Source organism: Pseudovibrio sp. Tun.PSC04-5.I4, from assembly GCF_900104145.1.
Taxonomy (GTDB): Bacteria; Pseudomonadota; Alphaproteobacteria; order Rhizobiales; family Stappiaceae; genus Pseudovibrio.
The window spans coordinates 1,671,647-1,688,832 of the sequence record NZ_FNLB01000006.1 but is presented as its reverse complement, the minus strand read 5'-3'; the positions used below and the strand labels follow the sequence as shown (position 1 = coordinate 1,688,832).

The following is a 17,186-nucleotide window of genomic DNA, read 5'->3' as shown; positions in this document are numbered from 1 at the left end:
CTATTTCAGAATATACTTTGGATGATCTGTTCAGCGCATGAGTTGCCGAGTTCTTTTGCAACTAGGTCTACGTTTTTCTGGCCTGATTTTGCAAGTTCACTCAGGTCTGAGTTCTGTATTATAAAGCAAGTGGAGGCAGCGAGGATTTTTCCGTTCTTTGCAGAAACGAGAAGTGCGCGGCCTTGGTACTTGTGGTTGACTGTGGCGAACCAGCCAGCGCCTTTCATTTCTGATTGGTAAGAAACAGTCGAGATGTCCAGATAGTAGCCGGAATAGCCTGTTTCCTTTGCCAGCTTCGTGAGAGCTGCTGCTCGTTTTTCTTCATTGATTGTTGTTTTGCTGTACGGGCCTCTAATCGTGCCCTTGAAGTGAAACTTGCGGGTGCGTTGTAGATATTTCGTCAAACGGGTGCGCATGGCGGTTTGTGGATCATACTTTGCCGCTGGAATTGCTGCCATTTCGCTGTATGCGCCAGAAGCTGCATTCATTGCTGTTGTCACTACAACGCCCAATAGGCCGTGCTGAATACCGTGGGTGTTGATGTGTCCTTCTCTGACATGCCGGTTCTTTAGAGGCTTTACTGAAGATTTTGTGATTTTTTTTGTATCGACATCTGACAGTTTGATTGTTTTTGCGCAGCCACCCAGCGTCAATGCGATGAGCGCCGCTATGGCCAGTTTTTTGAATATCATCTAAAATATGTCCAAATTCAGGTTTTTATTAGCCGCTTGCTAGCATCTTAACCTTGCGTAATGTTATGTGTAATGCGCATTTCCACAGCTTGCTGTGTCGCCAGCTTGAGGCTTTGAAGCGGCTAAACCTTCCATGTGTGATGACAGGAGTGAAATGCACCTAATTTACTATTTCTGGCCAATATGTTGATCTTAATTCATGGGCGCTTGATCTTCTTGAAAAGGGGTTCTATAAGCCCACCATCCCGCACGCAGGGCGGGGTTTGCCCTTGTGGTGAGCTCCATCCGGTTAGTGAGTTGCACGTCAGTGCTGCCCTGCGGAGGATTAAACCGGAAAACTAAGGAGAACAAGGCATGGCTTTGCCTGATTTTACTATGCGTCAGCTTCTGGAAGCTGGCGTCCATTTTGGTCACCAGAAACACCGCTGGAACCCAAAGATGAACAATTACATCTTCGGCGTTCGCAATAACATTCACATTCTTGATCTTGGTCAGACAGTTCCGCTTCTGCACCAGGCTCTTAAAGCTGTGTCTGACACTGTTGCTGCTGGTGGCCGCGTTCTTTTGGTTGGCACTAAGCGCCAGGCTCAAGAAGCTGTTGCAGAAGCTGCTCGCAACTCTGCTCAGTACTACGTGAACGCGCGTTGGCTCGGCGGCATGCTGACCAACTGGAAGACAATCTCTCAGTCCATCCAGCGTCTGCGTAAAGTTGAAGAACTGCTCGAAGGTGGTGATGCTAACCGCATGACTAAGAAGGAACGTTTGTTCCTCGACCGTGAGCGTCAGAAACTTGAGCGCAACCTTGGTGGTATTAAAGATATGGGCGGTATTCCCGACCTGATCTTTGTTATCGACACCAACCGCGAAGCAAACGCAATTCAGGAAGCTCGTCGTCTGGGCATTCCGGTTGCTGCGATCCTGGATTCCAACTGTGATCCAGACGGTATTACGTTCCCAGTACCTGGTAACGATGATGCTGGTCGCGCAATTACTCTTTACACAGACCTGATCGCTCGCGCTGCTATTGACGGCATCGCACGCGCATCCGGTTCTATGGGTATCGATCTTGGCGAATCTGAAGAATTCCTTGAAGAACCTGTTCTTGCTGAAGAAGCTGCTCCTGTAGCAGTGGAAGCTGCTCCTGCAGCAGTAGAAGCTGACAAGAGCGAAGGCTAAGGCTTTCTTTTGGGAAGCGCATTCATGCGCTTCCCGTTCAGTTTTTATGTGACCCTTTTGGCGAGTTTTGCCGAAGTGTCACTGTCGCTATGCGATAAATCGGATGGATCCGCAGGGACGTCGGTTTCCTCTGATTTTTTATGACACACTCCCGTTCATGAGGCGTATGATGAGCATTACCGCTGCTATGGTAAAAGAGCTCCGCGAAATAAGCGGTGCTGGCATGATGGATTGTAAAGCTGCCCTGAAAGAAACAGGCGGCGAAATGGAAGCAGCTGTTGATTGGCTGCGCACCAAAGGCCTTGCTAAGGCTGCTAAAAAGGCTGGCCGTGTTGCGGCTGAAGGTCTTGTTGCAGTTGTAACTGCAGGCAATAAAGCTGTTGTTGTTGAGGTTAACTCCGAAACTGACTTTGTTGCACGTAACGACAATTTCCAGAAGCTGGTTCGCGACATTGCTGCAACCGCGCTTACTGTTGATGGCGACGTTGTGAAGCTTGCGGCTGCACCTTACCCAGGTTCAGACAAAACCGTTGAAGGCGAAATTACCAAGGCTGTTGGCACCATCGGTGAAAACATGTCCCTTCGTCGTTCAACTGGTTTGTCCGTTTCTGAAGGTGTTGTTGCTTCTTACGTGCACAACGCTGTAAGCGATGGTCTGGGCAAAATCGGTGTTCTTGTTGCTCTTGAATCTGCAGGTGATGCAGACAAGCTGGTGGCTCTTGGTAAGCAGATTGCAATGCATGTTGCAGCTACAAACCCAATGGCACTGAACACTGACGTGCTGGACGCTGATGCGGTTGAGCGTGAGCGCGCTGTTTACGTTGAGCAGGCTCGTGAGTCTGGTAAGCCTGACAGCATCATCGAAAAGATGGTTGAAGGTCGCCTGCGTAAGTTCTATGAAGAAGTTACACTGGTTAAACAGTCTTTCGTTATCAACCCTGATCTGACTGTAGAGAAGGCCGTTGAAGAAGCAGCTAAAGAAATCGGTTCTCCTGTTAAACTCACCGGCTTTGTTCGCATTGCCCTTGGTGAGGGTATTAAAAAAGAAGAAACAGATTTTGCTGCTGAAGTTGCGGCTGCTGCTGGTAACTAATTTATTGAGGGCGTCGATTCAGTCGACGCCCTCTTTGTATCTGGAGCTATAACAACTGACGTTTATGCTGGTTCAAGTTGGTTGTTTTGGCTCTTTGTTCCTACGCGTGTTTTAACGGAAAGCTGGAACCACTTTTTGTGGATGCGCATTGCAAAAGAGGTTTACTATGTCTGAGGGTGTTCGCTGGAAACGAGTTCTTCTGAAACTTTCAGGAGAGGCGCTGATGGGCGACCAGCAATTTGGAATCGACCCGAAAGTGGTCGAGCGGGTTGCTGAGGAAATATCTGAGGCCGTAAACCTGGGCGCGCAGTTTGGTATTGTTGTTGGTGGTGGTAACATCTTCCGTGGTGTTGCGCTTTCTGCCAAGGGCGCCAACCGTGTCACCGGCGACCATATGGGTATGCTGGCAACAATCATGAACTCGCTCACGCTGGCCGATGCTTTGAATAAAAAAGGCATTCAGGCGCGTGTGCTTTCCGCTGTTCCTGTTCCTTCCATTTGTGAAAGCTTCACCCAGCGCGGTGCTGAGCGTTATATGGAAGATGGTGACGTCATTTTGTTCGCTGGCGGTACGGGCAATCCATTCTTTACAACTGATTCTGGTGCGGCACTGCGCGCTGCTGAAATGCAATGTGATGTTTTCCTAAAGGGAACCAGTGTTGACGGTGTTTATGACGCAGATCCCAAGCTAAAGCCGGATGCAAAGCGATTTGATACGCTTACACCGGGGGAAGTTCTTGAAAAGAACCTCAAAGTCATGGATGCGACTGCGATTGCACTTGCCCGAGACAACTCTATTCCTGTAGTTGTCTTTTCCATCAAGACGTCTGGCGCGCTTGTGAAAGTGCTGCGTGGACAGGGGCTGTTTACGGTCATTGAAGACTGATAAGCGCGTAGAGTGCGTTTGACGGTTTATTTGTGACCTGGACCGGTTTCACATTACGTGAACCCGGTTCTCAAGATGATACGCGAAAGAGGAAAACATGGCTAAGCTGGACTATGGCGATCTTGAACGCCGCATGAGTGGTGCTATCTCAGCTTTGAAGCACGAGTTTACCGGTCTTCGTACTGGTCGTGCTTCTGCAAGCATGCTGGATAAGATCACTGTCAGTGCTTACGGTTCTCCAATGCCAATCAATCAGGTGGCAACTGTGAGTGTTCCTGAGCCTCGCATGATTTCTGTTCAGGTCTGGGACCGCACTATGTTGCAGGCAACTGAAAAAGCGATTCGTGAGTCAAACCTTGGTTTGAATCCGGTTGTGGATGGAATGATGCTGCGTTTGCCAATACCTGAGCTTAATGAAGAGCGTCGCCTCGAACTCGTCAAAGTTGCGCATAAATTTGCGGAACAAGCAAAGATCGCTGCGCGTCATGTTCGCCGTGATGGAATGGATTCCATCAAAAAGCTCGAAAAAGCTGGTGACATGAGTGAAGACGATTCGCGTGTTGCTTCTGACAAGGTGCAGAAGATGACAGACGACATTATTGGTGAGGTCGATACCGTCCTTGCGAAGAAAGAACAGGAAATCAAACAGGTTTAATCCTGTTTGAGCGCGGGGACTATATGGCGGCGAGCGTTGAATTTGAGGCATTGGATACAAATTCCGAGATCGGACTTTTAAATGTGCCTCGTCACGTCGCCATTATTATGGATGGCAATGGCCGTTGGGCCTTGCGTCGTGGTCTTGCGCGTACCGAAGGGCATCGGCGCGGTGTGAAAACACTGCGCGAAGCCGTTAAACACGCTCAAAAGCGTGGAATATCCTATCTAACGCTTTTCAGCTTCTCCTCCGAAAACTGGTCGCGTCCGCAACAGGAAGTTACCTTCCTGATGGGGTTGCTGCGCCGGTTCGTTCACAATGACCTTGCCGACCTCATTAAAGCCAATGTGCGGGTTCGGGTTATTGGGAGCAAGGAGAACCTTGATCAATCCATGCTGACCCTGCTGGATGATGCTGAGCGGAACACTGCTCATTGTACTGGATTGGTTCTGGTTATTGCTTTCAATTACGGAGCACGAGACGAATTCGTTCGTGCTGCTCGTAAACTGGCTGAACGGGTTGAGGCTGGTGAATTGAAGGCTGCTGATATCGGGGAGGCCGATGTTAGCGCGTGTCTGGATACCAGTGATATTCCTGATCCGGACCTCATTGTACGCACAGGTGGAGAGCAAAGACTTTCCAACTTCCTGTTGTGGCAAGCAGCTTATGCTGAATTTTATTTTGCTCCTGCGCCCTGGCCTGAATTCGATTCAAGCGCATTTGATAATGCTTTACTGGCGTTTTCCAATAGGGATCGTCGGTTTGGGGGCTTGAGCACTGACGCGACTGGGACGTGATGCCTGACAAAAACAATCAGAAAAATTCTGACGGCTCAACGGATGGAATTTTTCGGCGCATAGTAAAAGCAAATCCTGATTTGCTGGTCCGTGCGCTTTCCGCGATCATTCTTGCCCCGGCTGCCTTGGCCATTACATGGGCAGGTGGGTTTTGGTTCGCTGGACTTGCCCTTGTTGGTGCGCTGATTGTTTATTGGGAATGGTATAAAATCATTCTTCAGAACGCTCAAAAGCCTATCGTACTGTTGGGCTATGCTTTTCTTCTGTTTATCGCGTTCGCCTATTACCTTGCTGAGCCGCTCTGGATCGCAGCTGCAATGTTGGGTGGGGCCGTCTTGCTTTACGGTGCGGTTGGCTTTGACCGAACTGCGCGTTGGGTGAGCGAAGGTTATGTTTATGCTGCGTTGACGTTTGTCTGTCTGCTGGCCTTGCGGGAAGGGGATGATGGGTTGTTCTTCATTATCTACTTGTTCCTAGTGGTCTGGGGTACGGATGTTGCCGCATATTTCAGTGGTCGTACCTTCGGTGGCCCGAAGCTGTGGCCCGCTGTTTCTCCTAATAAAACGTGGAGCGGTGCGATTGGCGGCGTTCTGTTTTCCTCCCTCGTTGGGATGGCGTTTGTTGCAGTAGCAGGTGGCACACAGCTGCTTTGGGCCTTTGGCCTGGCCGTTGTTCTTTCTGCAGTCTCGCAGCTGGGTGATTTGTTCGAGAGTTCCTTAAAGCGCCGCTTTAACGTGAAAGACTCCAGTCATCTTATTCCCGGCCACGGCGGCCTGTTGGACCGCGTTGATGGTCTGGTTGCTGCCGCTGTGTTCTCTTATGTAGTTGGCGTGCTCCTCGGCGGTCAGTTGTTTGACCCCAATGCAGGATTAATGCTGTTTGCGTCCTAGATTCGTTCAAAAAATTAGCTTCACCCGCAGTTTTTCAAGTTTGCAAGGGTTGGTACTATGACGAAGACACTCTCTGTTCTGGGAGTAACCGGTTCGGTTGGAGCAAGCACGCTCAAAGTTATTGCGCACAGCCCCGACCGATACGATGTGAATGCACTTGTTGCTGGCAGTAATGTTGATGCACTGGCCAAAGCCTGTGTTGAGACGGGTGCCAAGCGTGCGGTCATTGCTGATCCTTCAAAATATGATGCGCTGAAAATAGCTCTCTCAGGCACGTCTGTTGAGGTCTCGGCTGGCCGTGCTGCTGTGTTGGAGGTTGCCAGCCAGAAGGTTGATACGCTTGTTTCTGCGATGGTGGGTGCTGCTGGTCTGGAGCCAACGGTTGCCGGTATCAAAGCGGGCAGCAATATCGCGCTTGCCAATAAAGAGACCATGGTTTGCGCGGGCACGATCGTTCGGGCTCTGTCAGAAGAGATGGGCATTAAACTGCTTCCGATGGATTCAGAGCACAATGCTGTCTTTCAGGTATTCGAGCAGGAAAACGCCAAGGCCGTTGATAAGGTCATTGTGACTGCTTCGGGCGGTCCGTTCCGCACATCCACACTGGATGAAATGCGTGTCGCAACGCCTGAGATGGCGCTGAAACATCCAAACTGGTCAATGGGGCGGCGTATTACCATTGATAGCGCAACTATGGTCAATAAGGGGTTGGAGCTGATTGAAGCGTTTCATTTGTTCCCGATCACCCCTGATCAGCTTGATGTTGTTGTCCATCCACAATCTATTGTCCATGGTATGGTCCGATATTGTGACGGGTCATTATTGGCCCATATGGCCGTGCCAGATATGTGTGGGCCAATTGCGTATTGTCTCGACTACCCAACCCGTAAGTCTTCCCCTGTTGCACAGTTAGATCTGGGGATGACTGGTCGATTAGATTTCGAAAAGCCTGATTATGACCGTTTTCCTGCGCTTTCATTGGCGCGTCGGGTCATGGAACTGGGTGATGGTGCGGGGACTGTGTTCAATGCAGCAGATGAAATTGCAGTGGATGCATTCTTGAACCGGAAAATTGGGTTTTTACAAATTGTAGAGCTGCTCGAAAATGTTCTGGATCGGCTTCATACGCAAAACATGCTAGATTGCCCTCATCAACTGGAAGAGATTCTTCTGCTTGATCAGGAAGCGCGTCGTGTTGCAAACGAGTTTATTGGGAAGATGACAGCCTGAGTTCAGGCTCTTCCGCTTAAAATAAGGTAAGGCAGTTCGCATGGACGTTCTGAGTTCAGTTCTTAGTGGCTCAATCGGGGTGATTATCCCGTTTTTGTGTGTGCTCACCGTGGTGGTGTTTTTCCATGAGTTGGGGCACTTTATGGTCGCACGCTGGTGTGGCGTGAAGGTCCTGGCGTTTTCCGTAGGATTTGGGCCCGAGCTTCTGGGGCGGAATGACAAGCACGGCACGCGCTGGAAAGTTTGCGCGATACCTCTTGGCGGATACGTGAAATTTTCTGGCGATGAAAACGCCGCGAGCTTGCCAGATCGCGATCAGCACGCTGAAATGGATGAAGAGACCCGCCAGTCTGCTTTTTTTGCAAAAAACCCGTGGCAGCGCTCTGCAATCGTAGCGGCTGGTCCTATTGCTAATTTTATCCTCGCTATTCTCATTTTTGCAGGGATGTTTGGATTTCTCGGGAAATACGAGACTTTGCCACGTGTGGATATTGTCCGTCCGGGCAGCGCGGCCGAAATGGCTGGTGTTCTACCGGGTGATCTCATTCTCACGATTAATGGTGATGAAGTTAAGAGTTTCAATGACGTTCAGCGCATTGTAAGTGCCAATGCCGATGTTCCTGTCATTATTGACGTGGAACGCGGTGATGCTGTTGAGCGTTTGACAGCTACGCCCGAATTACAAGAAATCAGCGACGGGTTTGGAAATACTCAACGCGTTGGTATTCTTGGTATTCAGCGTAACACGTCTAAAGAGGATGTGATACTTAAGCGATTTGGCCCCTTGGAAGCCGTAGGTGAAGGGGTAAAAGAGACTTGGTATATTCTTGAAAGAACACTTGGTTATATCGGTGGCTTGTTCAGTGGCACGGAGAACCCAGATCAGTTGGGTGGTCCGATTCGTGTAGCGCAAATCTCAGGGCAGGTTGCGACCCATGGAATTTTGCCGTTGATTAATCTCACCGCAGTTTTGTCAATTTCTATTGGTTTACTTAATCTCATGCCGGTTCCCATGCTGGATGGTGGGCACCTGCTTTACTACGTCATTGAGATTGTGAGGGGGAAACCTTTGAGTGAAAAACTGCAAGATTTTGGGTTCCGAATTGGAATCACTCTGGTGCTACTCCTGATGGTTTTTGCTACGTGGAACGATCTGCGTAACATAATCGGCTCCTAGGTAAGTTGGTGGGCGTTAGGCTGGGCAAATTGCGTTAAATCCGGTGGTGTAGCCTTGCTTTACTCTGAAAACCTTGTACAAAGTTCCTAGGTGTTTCAGATTCTATTCATTACCCTGAGACGTATTAGCATTCTGAAGATCAGAGGTTAGTACAACTCCAGGTTGAAAATAAAAGGCATAGCAGATCTATGCAGTCATTTAAAAACCTGTCCCGCGTTTCGCTTTTGGCAATGGCCGTTGCAGCTGCTAGTTCAGTCGCTCCGGTTGGTGTTCCGTTTATCGGAGCAGGGGTTGCCGAAGCTGCGGTGGTTAATAAGATTGTCGTCAATGGGGCTACCCGTATTGAAGACGAAACAGTTCGCAATTACCTGACAATTCGTCCTGGGAAGTCATTTTCTGCGGTTGATATCGATGAGAGCCTGACTACGCTTTATGCGACTGGCTTGTTTGCAGATGTTGCCATTGATCAGCGCGGCGGCACTCTTGTTGTTGACGTCAAAGAAAACCCAGTCATCGGTAAGATCTCCTTTGAGGGTAACAAACGGCTCAATGACCAGGCTTTGCAGTCTGTTGTCCGTTCTTCTGAGCGTTCTATGCTGACACGTGCGCGTGTTCAGTCCGATGCGCAGAATCTTCTGGAAGCTTACCGTCGTTCAGGTCGTTACCGCGCTTCTGTGGAGCCGAAAATCATCGAACGCGCGAATAATCGCGCCGATCTGGTTTTTGAGATCGAAGAAGGCGAAAAGACAGGCGTTGCGCGCGTTTCCTTTATTGGAAACCAGGCATTCTCCGATGGGTATCTTCGCGAGCAAGTTCAGACACGTGAGAGTGGGTTCCTAGGTTGGTTGCGTACAACCGATGTTTATGATCCTGATCGTATCGAAGTTGATCAGGAATCCCTTCGTCAGTTCTACTATCAGAAAGGCTATGCGGATTTCCGCGTTGTCTCCGCTGTTGCAGATCTCGATCGTGAGCAGAACATCTTCTACGTGACATTCACTGTGGATGAGGGCGAGCGGTACGAATTCGGTGATATCGAAATCGATACTTCTTTGTCTGCTATCGATCCTGAAGTGATGCGTAAATTCCTGCGCACCAACTCTGGTGAGACTTATAATTCCCTTGAAGTTGAAAAGACGCTTGAAGATCTGACGCTTGAAGTTTCTAAAGCTGGCTATGCCTTCGCACAGGTTCGCCCACGTGGTGAACGTGATTACGAGAATAAGACCGTTTCAATCACTTACCTGATTGAAGAAGGTCCTCGTGTTTACGTGGAGCGCATCAACGTTCGTGGTAATGATCGTACACGTGAATACGTGATCCGCCGTGAATTTGATCTGGCTGAAGGGGATGCTTACAACCGCATTCTTTTGGATAAAGCTGAGCGCCGTCTCCAGAATACGCGTTACTTCCAGAGCGTTCGCATAACCCGTCAGCAGGGCAGTGCTCCTGATCGCGTGGTTATCAATGTTGATGTTGAGGAACAGCCAACTGGTGAAGTTTCCTTCGGTGTTGGCTACTCTACCTCGGACGGTGTTATCGGTGATATCTCTATCACGGAACGCAACTTCCTTGGTCGTGGTCAATATTTGAAAGCTGCGGTTGGTGGCGGTACTGATAACCAGAAGTACGAATTCAAATTCGTTGAACCGTTCTTTATGGGTCGCCGTATCTCTGCAGGTCTGGATGTTTACCGGCGCGTATACGATCAGAACAGCTCCCGTGCTTACGAAGAGCAGACAACTGGTGGCGCTATCAACTTCGGTCTTCCACTTCGTGAAGACGAGTTGACGCTGAACCTGTTCTACAAGCTCTACCAACGTGATTTGTCACGGAGTGACTCCACTGGTATCAACAATTGTGCTGTTGGTGTTTCTCTCGGTGTTTGTGACTCGTTGGGGCAATATACGACTTCTCTGGCTGGCTTGTCGTTGGTTTACAATACTCTGGATAACAACCAGAATCCGCGTGATGGTTACCTTGCAACTATCGAGCAAGAAGTTGCTGGTCTCGGTGGAGAGTCTCAGTTTCTTCGTGGTCAGCTTAAGGCGAGTGGCTTCCAGGAGTTGTACCCAGAATGGGGTCTTGTTGGCTTCGTGAAAGGGTCTGCTGGTTACATCGAATCTATCGGCAATCGCCTGCGTGTTACTGATCAGTTCCAGGGATCACCTGAACGTATTCGCGGCTTTGCGTCTAACGGGTACGGCCCGCGTGATGTTACGGGCGGGGATGCTCTGGGCGGTAAATACTACGTAGCTGGTACTGTTGAAGGTCAATTCCCATTCCCAGTCTTCCCTGAAGAGCTCGGCTTGTCCGGTGCAGTCTTTGCTGACGCTGGTTCTTTGTGGGGTGTTGATGGCGATCTAGCCAACGCGATTACAAATCCTACTAGCGGGATCGCGAGTAAGATCCAGTCTGAAGACTTTGAGTTGCGTGCCTCCGTTGGCTTCGGGGTGCTTTGGCAGTCTCCATTCGGTCCGTTGCGTGCTGACTTTGCATGGCCTTTGCTTAAAAACGATGTTGATGAAACGCAGGTATTTAAGCTCAGTGGCGGTACTAGCTTCTGATCCTGTCAAAAATTGACTATAATCGGTCGCCGATACCCTCGGCGGCCGTTTTTTTTTGTAGGACCCTATGACAAAACCAACCAGCCTATCTGATAGTAACCTGCCTTTCTTCCCTGATGCTCAGAAAGTAACAATAAAGCAAATTGCTGAGTGGGCAGGGGCCGAGATTGTTCGCGGTGACAGCTCTCTTCTGATTTCCGGTGTTGCACCTCTTGACGATGGTTTCGAGGGGGCCTTGGTGTTTATTGATAACCCGAAGTACCTCGACCAATTGGACGGGACAAAAGCAACAGCCTGTCTGGTCAGCAAAAAGCACCTGGATAAGATTCCTGCGGGGATCGTGCCGCTGTTGGCTAAAGAGCCCTACCGCTCTCTGGCTCAGGTTCTGGCTCAACTTTATCCTTTCGCTATGCGACCACTCTCAGCAACAGGGGAAAGCGGCATCAGTGCTCAAGCGCATGTGGATGCCAGTGCGCGACTTGGCGCAGGTGTGGTTGTTGATGCAGGTGCCGTCATTGGCCGCGATGTTGTGATCGGAGCTGGATCAGTTATTGGGGCTAATGCAGTTATTGCCTCCAAATGTCAGTTGGGTGAAAATTGCTCTATTGGCGCTGGCTCCAGCGTACAGCATAGTATCCTTGGTGAACGTGTCATCATCCATCCTAATGTGAGTTTGGGGCAGGATGGTTTTGGTTTTGCAATGGGGGCAGGCGGGCATATCAAAGTGCCACAGCTCGGCCGCGTTGTCATTGGCAATGATGTGGAGATTGGATCTGGGTCCTGCGTCGACCGGGGTGCAAACCGCGATACGATCGTGGGAGACGGCACAAAGATTGATAATCAGGTTCAGATTGGCCATAACGTTAATATCGGTAAACACTGTGTTCTTGTCTCACAAGTCGGTATTGCTGGCAGCGCTGTTCTTGAAGATTATGTCGCTATGGGCGGGAAGTCTGGTGTCTCCGGCCACGTACGCGTGGGTATGGGCGCGCAAATTGCAGGCGTAAGCGCAGTGCATGAAGACCTTGCTCCAGGCGGACGGTATGGTGGTGTGCCTGCGCGGCCTATCCGCGAATGGTTTAAAGAAGTGACCATGCTTAAGCGCCTTGCAAAACAAGGCCTTGAGAAAAAAGAAAATTAAATCCGGGAGATATCCCGATACTTAACTTTGGTTAGATTGGCCGGCGGAAACGAATGTCGTAGTGCTTCGCAAATTGCAGACTATGCGCCCGGCCTTCCCAATTTTACTGAGGCAGAGATATGAATGAAGTAGAAGCAAAAACACTGGAAAGTGCAGATATCATGCGTGTCATGGAGCTGCTGCCACACCGCTATCCGTTTTTGATGATTGACCGCATCGTAGATATAGACGGTGATAATTCTGGTGTTGGTGTTAAGAACGTGACAATCAATGAGCCACATTTTCAGGGACACTTCCCTGGTCAACCTGTTATGCCGGGTGTGCTTTTGATTGAAGCGATGGCTCAGACTGCCGGTGCGATTTGTATCAATGCCCGCCATAAAAATGGTGCGCCGTCATTGGTTTACTTTATGACCATTGATAAATGTAAGTTCCGCAAGCCTGTTGTACCTGGTGATCAGGTTCGCTTCCATGTGAAGAAAATACGAAATCGTGCGACGATCTGGAAGTTTGAGGCCGTTGCACTGGTTGATGGTCGGAAGGTTGCTGAAGCTGAAATCAGCGCAATGCTTGTCGATTCAGATGCTGCAAATTGAGGTCATTGATGCAACAGATTCATCCTACCGCAGTTATCGAGGATGGGGCCGTACTTGGAAAAAATGTCAAGATCGGTCCGTTCTGCATGGTGGGGCCCAAGGTTACTCTTGGCGATGAAGTCGAGCTGGTTTCCCATGTGGTGATTGCTGGCCGGACATCTATAGGTGCTCGTACCAAAATTTTCCCGTTCGCCTGTCTGGGGCAGGCGCCGCAGGACCAAAAATACGCCGGTGAAGATACGCTTTTGGAAATTGGCGTTGATAACAAGATCCGCGAACACGCGACCATGCATCCTGGTACAGTTGGCGGCGGCGGTGTTACCCGCGTTGGCAATAATGGGTTGTTCATGGCGGGTACGCATGTTGGGCATGATTGTCTTGTTGGCGATAATGTCATTCTTGCCAATAATGCGACGTTAGCGGGTCATGTTGAAATTCAGGATTTCGTCATTATTGGCGGCCTTTCTGCTGTTATTCAGTGGCGCCGTGTCGGGGCTCACGCCATTATTGGCGGTTTAACTGGTGTTGAATTTGATGTCATCCCATACGGGTCCGTTTTGGGAGATCGCGCACGCCTTGCTGGTCTGAACCTTATTGGTCTTAAGCGCCGTAATTTCCCTCGTGATGAAATTCATGCGTTACGCGGTGCTTATAAAGCCGTGTTTAATGGTGAGGAGGGGACCTTGCGTTCTCGCGCCGAGGCCGCTCAAGAACAATATGCGCAGTTTAATGGTGTTCAGACCATGACAAGCTTTATGCTGGATGGCGAAGATCGCCGCTTCTGCACGCCGCGGAAAACTGGTGAATAAGGGTCTGTTTTGAAGTCATGAGGAAACAGGCTCCTATTGCTGTGATCGCCGGTGGTGGCGATTTACCAGAGTTGGTTATCCGTTCAGCTATGGCACAGGGCCGCGATGTGGTTACCATCGCTATTAAGGGGGAGGCAGATGCTTCCCTTTTTGCGTTTGACCCTGTGGAACTTGGTTGGGGGCAGATCGGTAAGTTGTTTACTACGCTGAAATCCAGGGATGTCCGGGATGTTGTGTTGATTGGTTCGGTGCAAAAGCGCCCTGATTTTACTTCCATCCTTGGTGATTTTGGGACGATGTGGCGATTACCCCGTATTATTGCCGCTGTTGTTGGCGGGGATGATCATCTGCTGGCAAAGGTTGCTGGAATTTTTAAAAGAGAGGGTTTCTGCTTGGTTGGTGCTCATGAAGTTGCTCCAGATCTGGTTGCAAATCCGGGCCATTTGGCCGGACCTGCGCCTGACAAAAATGCTATGAATGACATGGATCTGGCGATTATAGCTGTTGATGCGGTTGGGCGACTGGATATTGGGCAGGGGGCTGTTGCCGTTAATGCCCGTGTTGTTGCCGTTGAAGGTGCTGAAGGTACAGATGCAATGCTGGAGCGCATCACTGCTCTGCGTGCCAATGGCCGTGTCCGCTCCAAAGGTGCTGCTGGAGTGCTTGTGAAATGCTCTAAGCCGCAGCAAGACCTTCGCCTTGATATGCCAACTGTCGGCCCACAAACCATTCAAAAAGCCGCAGAAGCGCAGTTGAGTGGTGTGTGCGTGGAAGCTGGTCGTGTGTTGATTGCTCATCGGGAAGAAGTTGAGCGCCTTTGCAATGATCTTGGCGTGTTTCTTTATGGCTGCACGCGCACAGAAGTGTTTGACGCGGACGAGGGCTAGGGTATGGCAGAGTTGGAGAACACAAAACCGTTCAAACTCTTCTTTGTGGTTGGAGAAGAGTCTGGGGACCAGCTCGGCGCAGAGGTCATCAAGTCTTTACGGGCGCTCCTTGGCGACCGGTTGCAGGTTTGTGGTGTTGGCGGCGAGCGGATGGCGAAGCTGGGTGTGAACTCGATTTTCCCGCTCCAAGAAATCGCGGTTATGGGCGTTACTGCTGTCCTTGAGCGTCTTCCGACCATCATTAAACGGGTTTATCAGAGTGTGGATGCGGTGGTTGCGGAGCAGCCTGATTTACTGCTCATCATTGACTCTCCTGATTTTACGCACAATGTCGCCAAACGTGTTCGTAAGAAAGCCCCCCATATTCCTATCGTGGATTATGTCAGTCCCTCTGTTTGGGCGTGGCGTCCGGGGCGTGCCAAAAAAATGACCTTCTATGTGGATCAGGTTCTGGCACTTCTGCCGTTTGAACCTGAGATGCACAAGCGCCTTGGAGGTCCACCCTGTGCTTATGTGGGGCATCCGCTGATTGAGCGACTTTCTGATTTGCGTCCTGCTGCCGGTGAGCGTGCTGAATTGGGTGCTGGCAAAAAGCAGCTTGTGGTGCTTCCGGGGTCGCGTGGGAGCGAAGTTACCCGGTTGTTGGAGCCGTTTGGGAAGACAATTGAGTTGGTGTGCGCGCAAGACCCGGATGTGGACGTCATTATTCCCGCGGTGCCGCATCAGGAAGCGCGTATTCGGGATGGCGTGAAGTCCTGGGCTATTCAGCCGCGTATCGTTACGGGCGAAGCAGAAAAATTTGCAGCCTTCCGAGCGGCCAATGCCGCACTTGCTGCGAGTGGAACTGTGACGCTGGAGCTGGCAATTGCGGGTGTGCCGATGACGGTAGCCTACAAGCTGGATTGGTTCTTCCGCCGCTTGAATCAGATCAACAAAATTATCAAGTTTGTTTCAGTAAATTCGATGGTGCTGCCCAATCTGGTGTTGGGGGATAGTTCCATTCCAGAGTTCCTTGAGGATGAGGCGACACCTGAGGCTCTTAGCGCGTCTGTTTTGGCGTTGCTACAAGATAGTCCAGAGCGCAGGGCCCAGTTGAATGCCTTTTCACAGATTGATGAGAGAATGCGTTTGCCAGCGGGTGAAAGTCAGGCGGGGGAAGCGGCTCGGGTTATTCTCGAGACGGCTGGTGTCGTAATTTAGGCTCATGAAATGATTCACCTGAATCGGATAATCTGCTGAAAACGATGAGTCATTTGCAACTTAAAGCGTTACTTTAACTGACGATGCAAAAAGACCCGGGGGGTTAGGGTCTTTTTAATTGTGCGTTGGAGGGGGCTTTATGAGTTCGGTGCCTGAAGTAAGATGTTACCGCGGCAAGTCTCATCAGAAAATACACCGGAGGCCTCTTTTGCGCCAATTAGTCCTGTTGCTGCCATTTTTACATCAATTGGACCCTTGTTTTCTTCACCAGAGAAAATGATGACGTATTCTGTTTCAATGAAGAAAACTCCGCCAGTTACATTACCATTTTTCGAGGTTACCAAAATATCGTGGCCTTTATCCGTTAAACGTCTGACAGTCTCGGCTGTTGAATCTGGGTGATCTTGTGTTTTGAAGCCGGTCCCATAGCGTTTTTCGCATGTGCCATCGTCCGGACTTCCGTCCGCCATGGAAAGATTGGAGAAGGTCACCGTTTTGTCTCCGGGGCCGAGCCGTTTGCCGATCGCGTGTGCAGATGTTGTTGCGTAGGCCAGGGCCATGAGGAGGATGATTGTGCAGAGGGCTGTTTTCATGAGGAAATTACTGCCAGTTTGGTATCAAGTCAGTCACGGATGACTCAAACCTAAATTATTGGGAACTTTGTCTACGGTGAAGCTGTGTTTGGCGGCTATTGCCTTGCCAAAGACCCGTTGATTTCGACCCTTTGACAAACTCCGATTTGTATCAGGCCGCTATGAACCTGCCGCCTGAATAGTCACTTCTCCGCGGCAAGTGCCATCCGAGAATACTCCAGAGGCTGTGCCGCTGCCGATCAGGCCGGTTGCGAACATTTTTACGTCCACCGCCTCTTTTTTCTCATCACTGGGGAAAATGATTTCGTACTCATTTTCAATTGAGAGAATGCCATCACCAATGGTGCCGCCAGTGGAGGAGATCACGATGTCATGACCCTCCTCAGTCGTTTTCTTTGGGTTGTCTGCTGTTGTGTTTGGGCTGTCTGCGGTTTTGTAACCAGTTCCATAGCGTTTTTCACAGGTGCCATCATCCGGGCTGCCATCCGCCAGAGATATTTCTGAGAAGGTTACTGAGTTGTTATCAGCGCCTAAAGTGTGACCGTCCGCTAGCGCTGCGCTGCCAGCATATGCAATTGCACCTAGGCTAACTGCTGCACAAAGGATAATTTTCATTGGGGTGCCACCATTCGTTTCTTGTTTTGGCTTTATGTCCTATGAAAAGGTAATCGCCCTGCCTTAACGTAATTCTTCTGTTTGCATCTCGATTTTGTTTAGCGTGAATATTGTGTTGCAGGTTATTGCCGCTTTAAATCTGATTAGTTTTTTGTCGCATTCTCTGTGAAGTCTGAAAGCCA

General features: G+C 50.1%; 17 protein-coding genes. 14 read left to right on the top strand and 3 right to left on the bottom strand.

Going from position 1 to position 17,186, the window contains the following annotated elements; all coding sequences use genetic code 11:
• Nucleotides 1-5 precede the first annotated feature (5 nt).
• Nucleotides 6-692 carry a hypothetical protein gene (locus tag BLS62_RS12820; protein WP_093181327.1) on the bottom strand — a complete coding sequence of 229 codons (687 nt, stop codon included), beginning with the start codon at nt 690-692 and terminating at the stop codon, nt 6-8.
• Between the two features lie 354 nt (nt 693-1,046).
• On the opposite strand from BLS62_RS12820, the gene rpsB reads away from it, so the two are divergent.
• The 14 genes from rpsB to lpxB all read left to right on the top strand — a co-directional run bounded on the left by rpsB (nt 1,047) and on the right by lpxB (nt 15,796).
• Nucleotides 1,047-1,868 carry a 30S ribosomal protein S2 gene (rpsB, locus tag BLS62_RS12815; RefSeq protein WP_093181326.1) on the top strand — a complete coding sequence of 274 codons (822 nt, stop codon included), beginning with the start codon at nt 1,047-1,049 and terminating at the stop codon, nt 1,866-1,868.
• 169 nt (nt 1,869-2,037) lie between these two features.
• Nucleotides 2,038-2,961: a translation elongation factor Ts gene (gene tsf, locus BLS62_RS12810; protein ID WP_093181325.1), complete on the top strand. Its 924-nt coding sequence runs from the start codon at nt 2,038-2,040 to the stop codon at nt 2,959-2,961.
• Nucleotides 2,962-3,127: 166 nt separating this feature from the next.
• A complete protein-coding gene (gene pyrH, locus BLS62_RS12805) occupies nt 3,128-3,847 on the top strand; it encodes a UMP kinase (protein WP_093181322.1) in 720 nt (239 codons plus the stop codon).
• Between the two features lie 97 nt (nt 3,848-3,944).
• A complete protein-coding gene (frr, locus tag BLS62_RS12800; protein WP_093181321.1) occupies nt 3,945-4,502 on the top strand; it encodes a ribosome recycling factor in 558 nt (185 codons plus the stop codon).
• A 23-nt stretch (nt 4,503-4,525) separates the two neighbouring features.
• Nucleotides 4,526-5,299 carry an isoprenyl transferase gene (locus tag BLS62_RS12795; RefSeq protein ID WP_093181319.1) on the top strand — a complete coding sequence of 258 codons (774 nt, stop codon included), beginning with the start codon at nt 4,526-4,528 and terminating at the stop codon, nt 5,297-5,299.
• Nucleotides 5,299-6,189, top strand: a complete 891-nt coding sequence (locus tag BLS62_RS12790) for a phosphatidate cytidylyltransferase (RefSeq protein WP_093181318.1) — start codon at nt 5,299-5,301, stop codon at nt 6,187-6,189. Before BLS62_RS12795 ends, BLS62_RS12790 begins: the two co-directional genes overlap by 1 nt.
• 57 nt (nt 6,190-6,246) lie before the next feature.
• Nucleotides 6,247-7,419 carry a 1-deoxy-D-xylulose-5-phosphate reductoisomerase gene (gene dxr / locus BLS62_RS12785; protein WP_093181317.1) on the top strand — a complete coding sequence of 391 codons (1,173 nt, stop codon included), beginning with the start codon at nt 6,247-6,249 and terminating at the stop codon, nt 7,417-7,419.
• A 40-nt stretch (nt 7,420-7,459) separates the two neighbouring features.
• Nucleotides 7,460-8,596 (top strand): RIP metalloprotease RseP, encoded by a 1,137-nt coding sequence (gene rseP, locus BLS62_RS12780; RefSeq protein WP_093181316.1) that lies wholly within the window; start codon nt 7,460-7,462, stop codon nt 8,594-8,596.
• A 188-nt stretch (nt 8,597-8,784) separates the two neighbouring features.
• Nucleotides 8,785-11,163 carry an outer membrane protein assembly factor BamA gene (gene bamA / locus BLS62_RS12775; RefSeq protein ID WP_093181315.1) on the top strand — a complete coding sequence of 793 codons (2,379 nt, stop codon included), beginning with the start codon at nt 8,785-8,787 and terminating at the stop codon, nt 11,161-11,163.
• Between the two features lie 67 nt (nt 11,164-11,230).
• Nucleotides 11,231-12,304: a UDP-3-O-(3-hydroxymyristoyl)glucosamine N-acyltransferase gene (gene lpxD, locus BLS62_RS12770; protein WP_093181314.1), complete on the top strand. Its 1,074-nt coding sequence runs from the start codon at nt 11,231-11,233 to the stop codon at nt 12,302-12,304.
• 119 nt (nt 12,305-12,423) lie between these two features.
• Nucleotides 12,424-12,900, top strand: coding sequence for a 3-hydroxyacyl-ACP dehydratase FabZ (gene fabZ, locus BLS62_RS12765; protein ID WP_093181313.1), 477 nt, complete (start codon nt 12,424-12,426; stop codon nt 12,898-12,900).
• An 8-nt stretch (nt 12,901-12,908) separates the two neighbouring features.
• Complete coding sequence (lpxA, locus tag BLS62_RS12760; RefSeq protein ID WP_093181312.1) at nt 12,909-13,709, top strand: acyl-ACP--UDP-N-acetylglucosamine O-acyltransferase; 801 nt, start codon at nt 12,909-12,911, stop codon at nt 13,707-13,709.
• Nucleotides 13,710-13,726: 17 nt separating this feature from the next.
• Nucleotides 13,727-14,596, top strand: coding sequence for an LpxI family protein (gene lpxI, locus BLS62_RS12755; RefSeq protein ID WP_093181311.1), 870 nt, complete (start codon nt 13,727-13,729; stop codon nt 14,594-14,596).
• A gap of 3 nt (nt 14,597-14,599) precedes the next feature.
• Nucleotides 14,600-15,796 (top strand): lipid-A-disaccharide synthase, encoded by a 1,197-nt coding sequence (gene lpxB / locus BLS62_RS12750; protein WP_093181310.1) that lies wholly within the window; start codon nt 14,600-14,602, stop codon nt 15,794-15,796.
• A 137-nt stretch (nt 15,797-15,933) separates the two neighbouring features.
• Here lpxB and BLS62_RS12745 read toward each other — a convergent pair whose 3' ends face one another.
• Complete coding sequence (locus tag BLS62_RS12745; protein WP_093181309.1) at nt 15,934-16,389, bottom strand: hypothetical protein; 456 nt, start codon at nt 16,387-16,389, stop codon at nt 15,934-15,936.
• A gap of 159 nt (nt 16,390-16,548) precedes the next feature.
• Complete coding sequence (locus tag BLS62_RS12740; RefSeq protein ID WP_093181307.1) at nt 16,549-17,004, bottom strand: hypothetical protein; 456 nt, start codon at nt 17,002-17,004, stop codon at nt 16,549-16,551.
• Between the last annotated feature and the right edge of the window lie 182 nt (nt 17,005-17,186).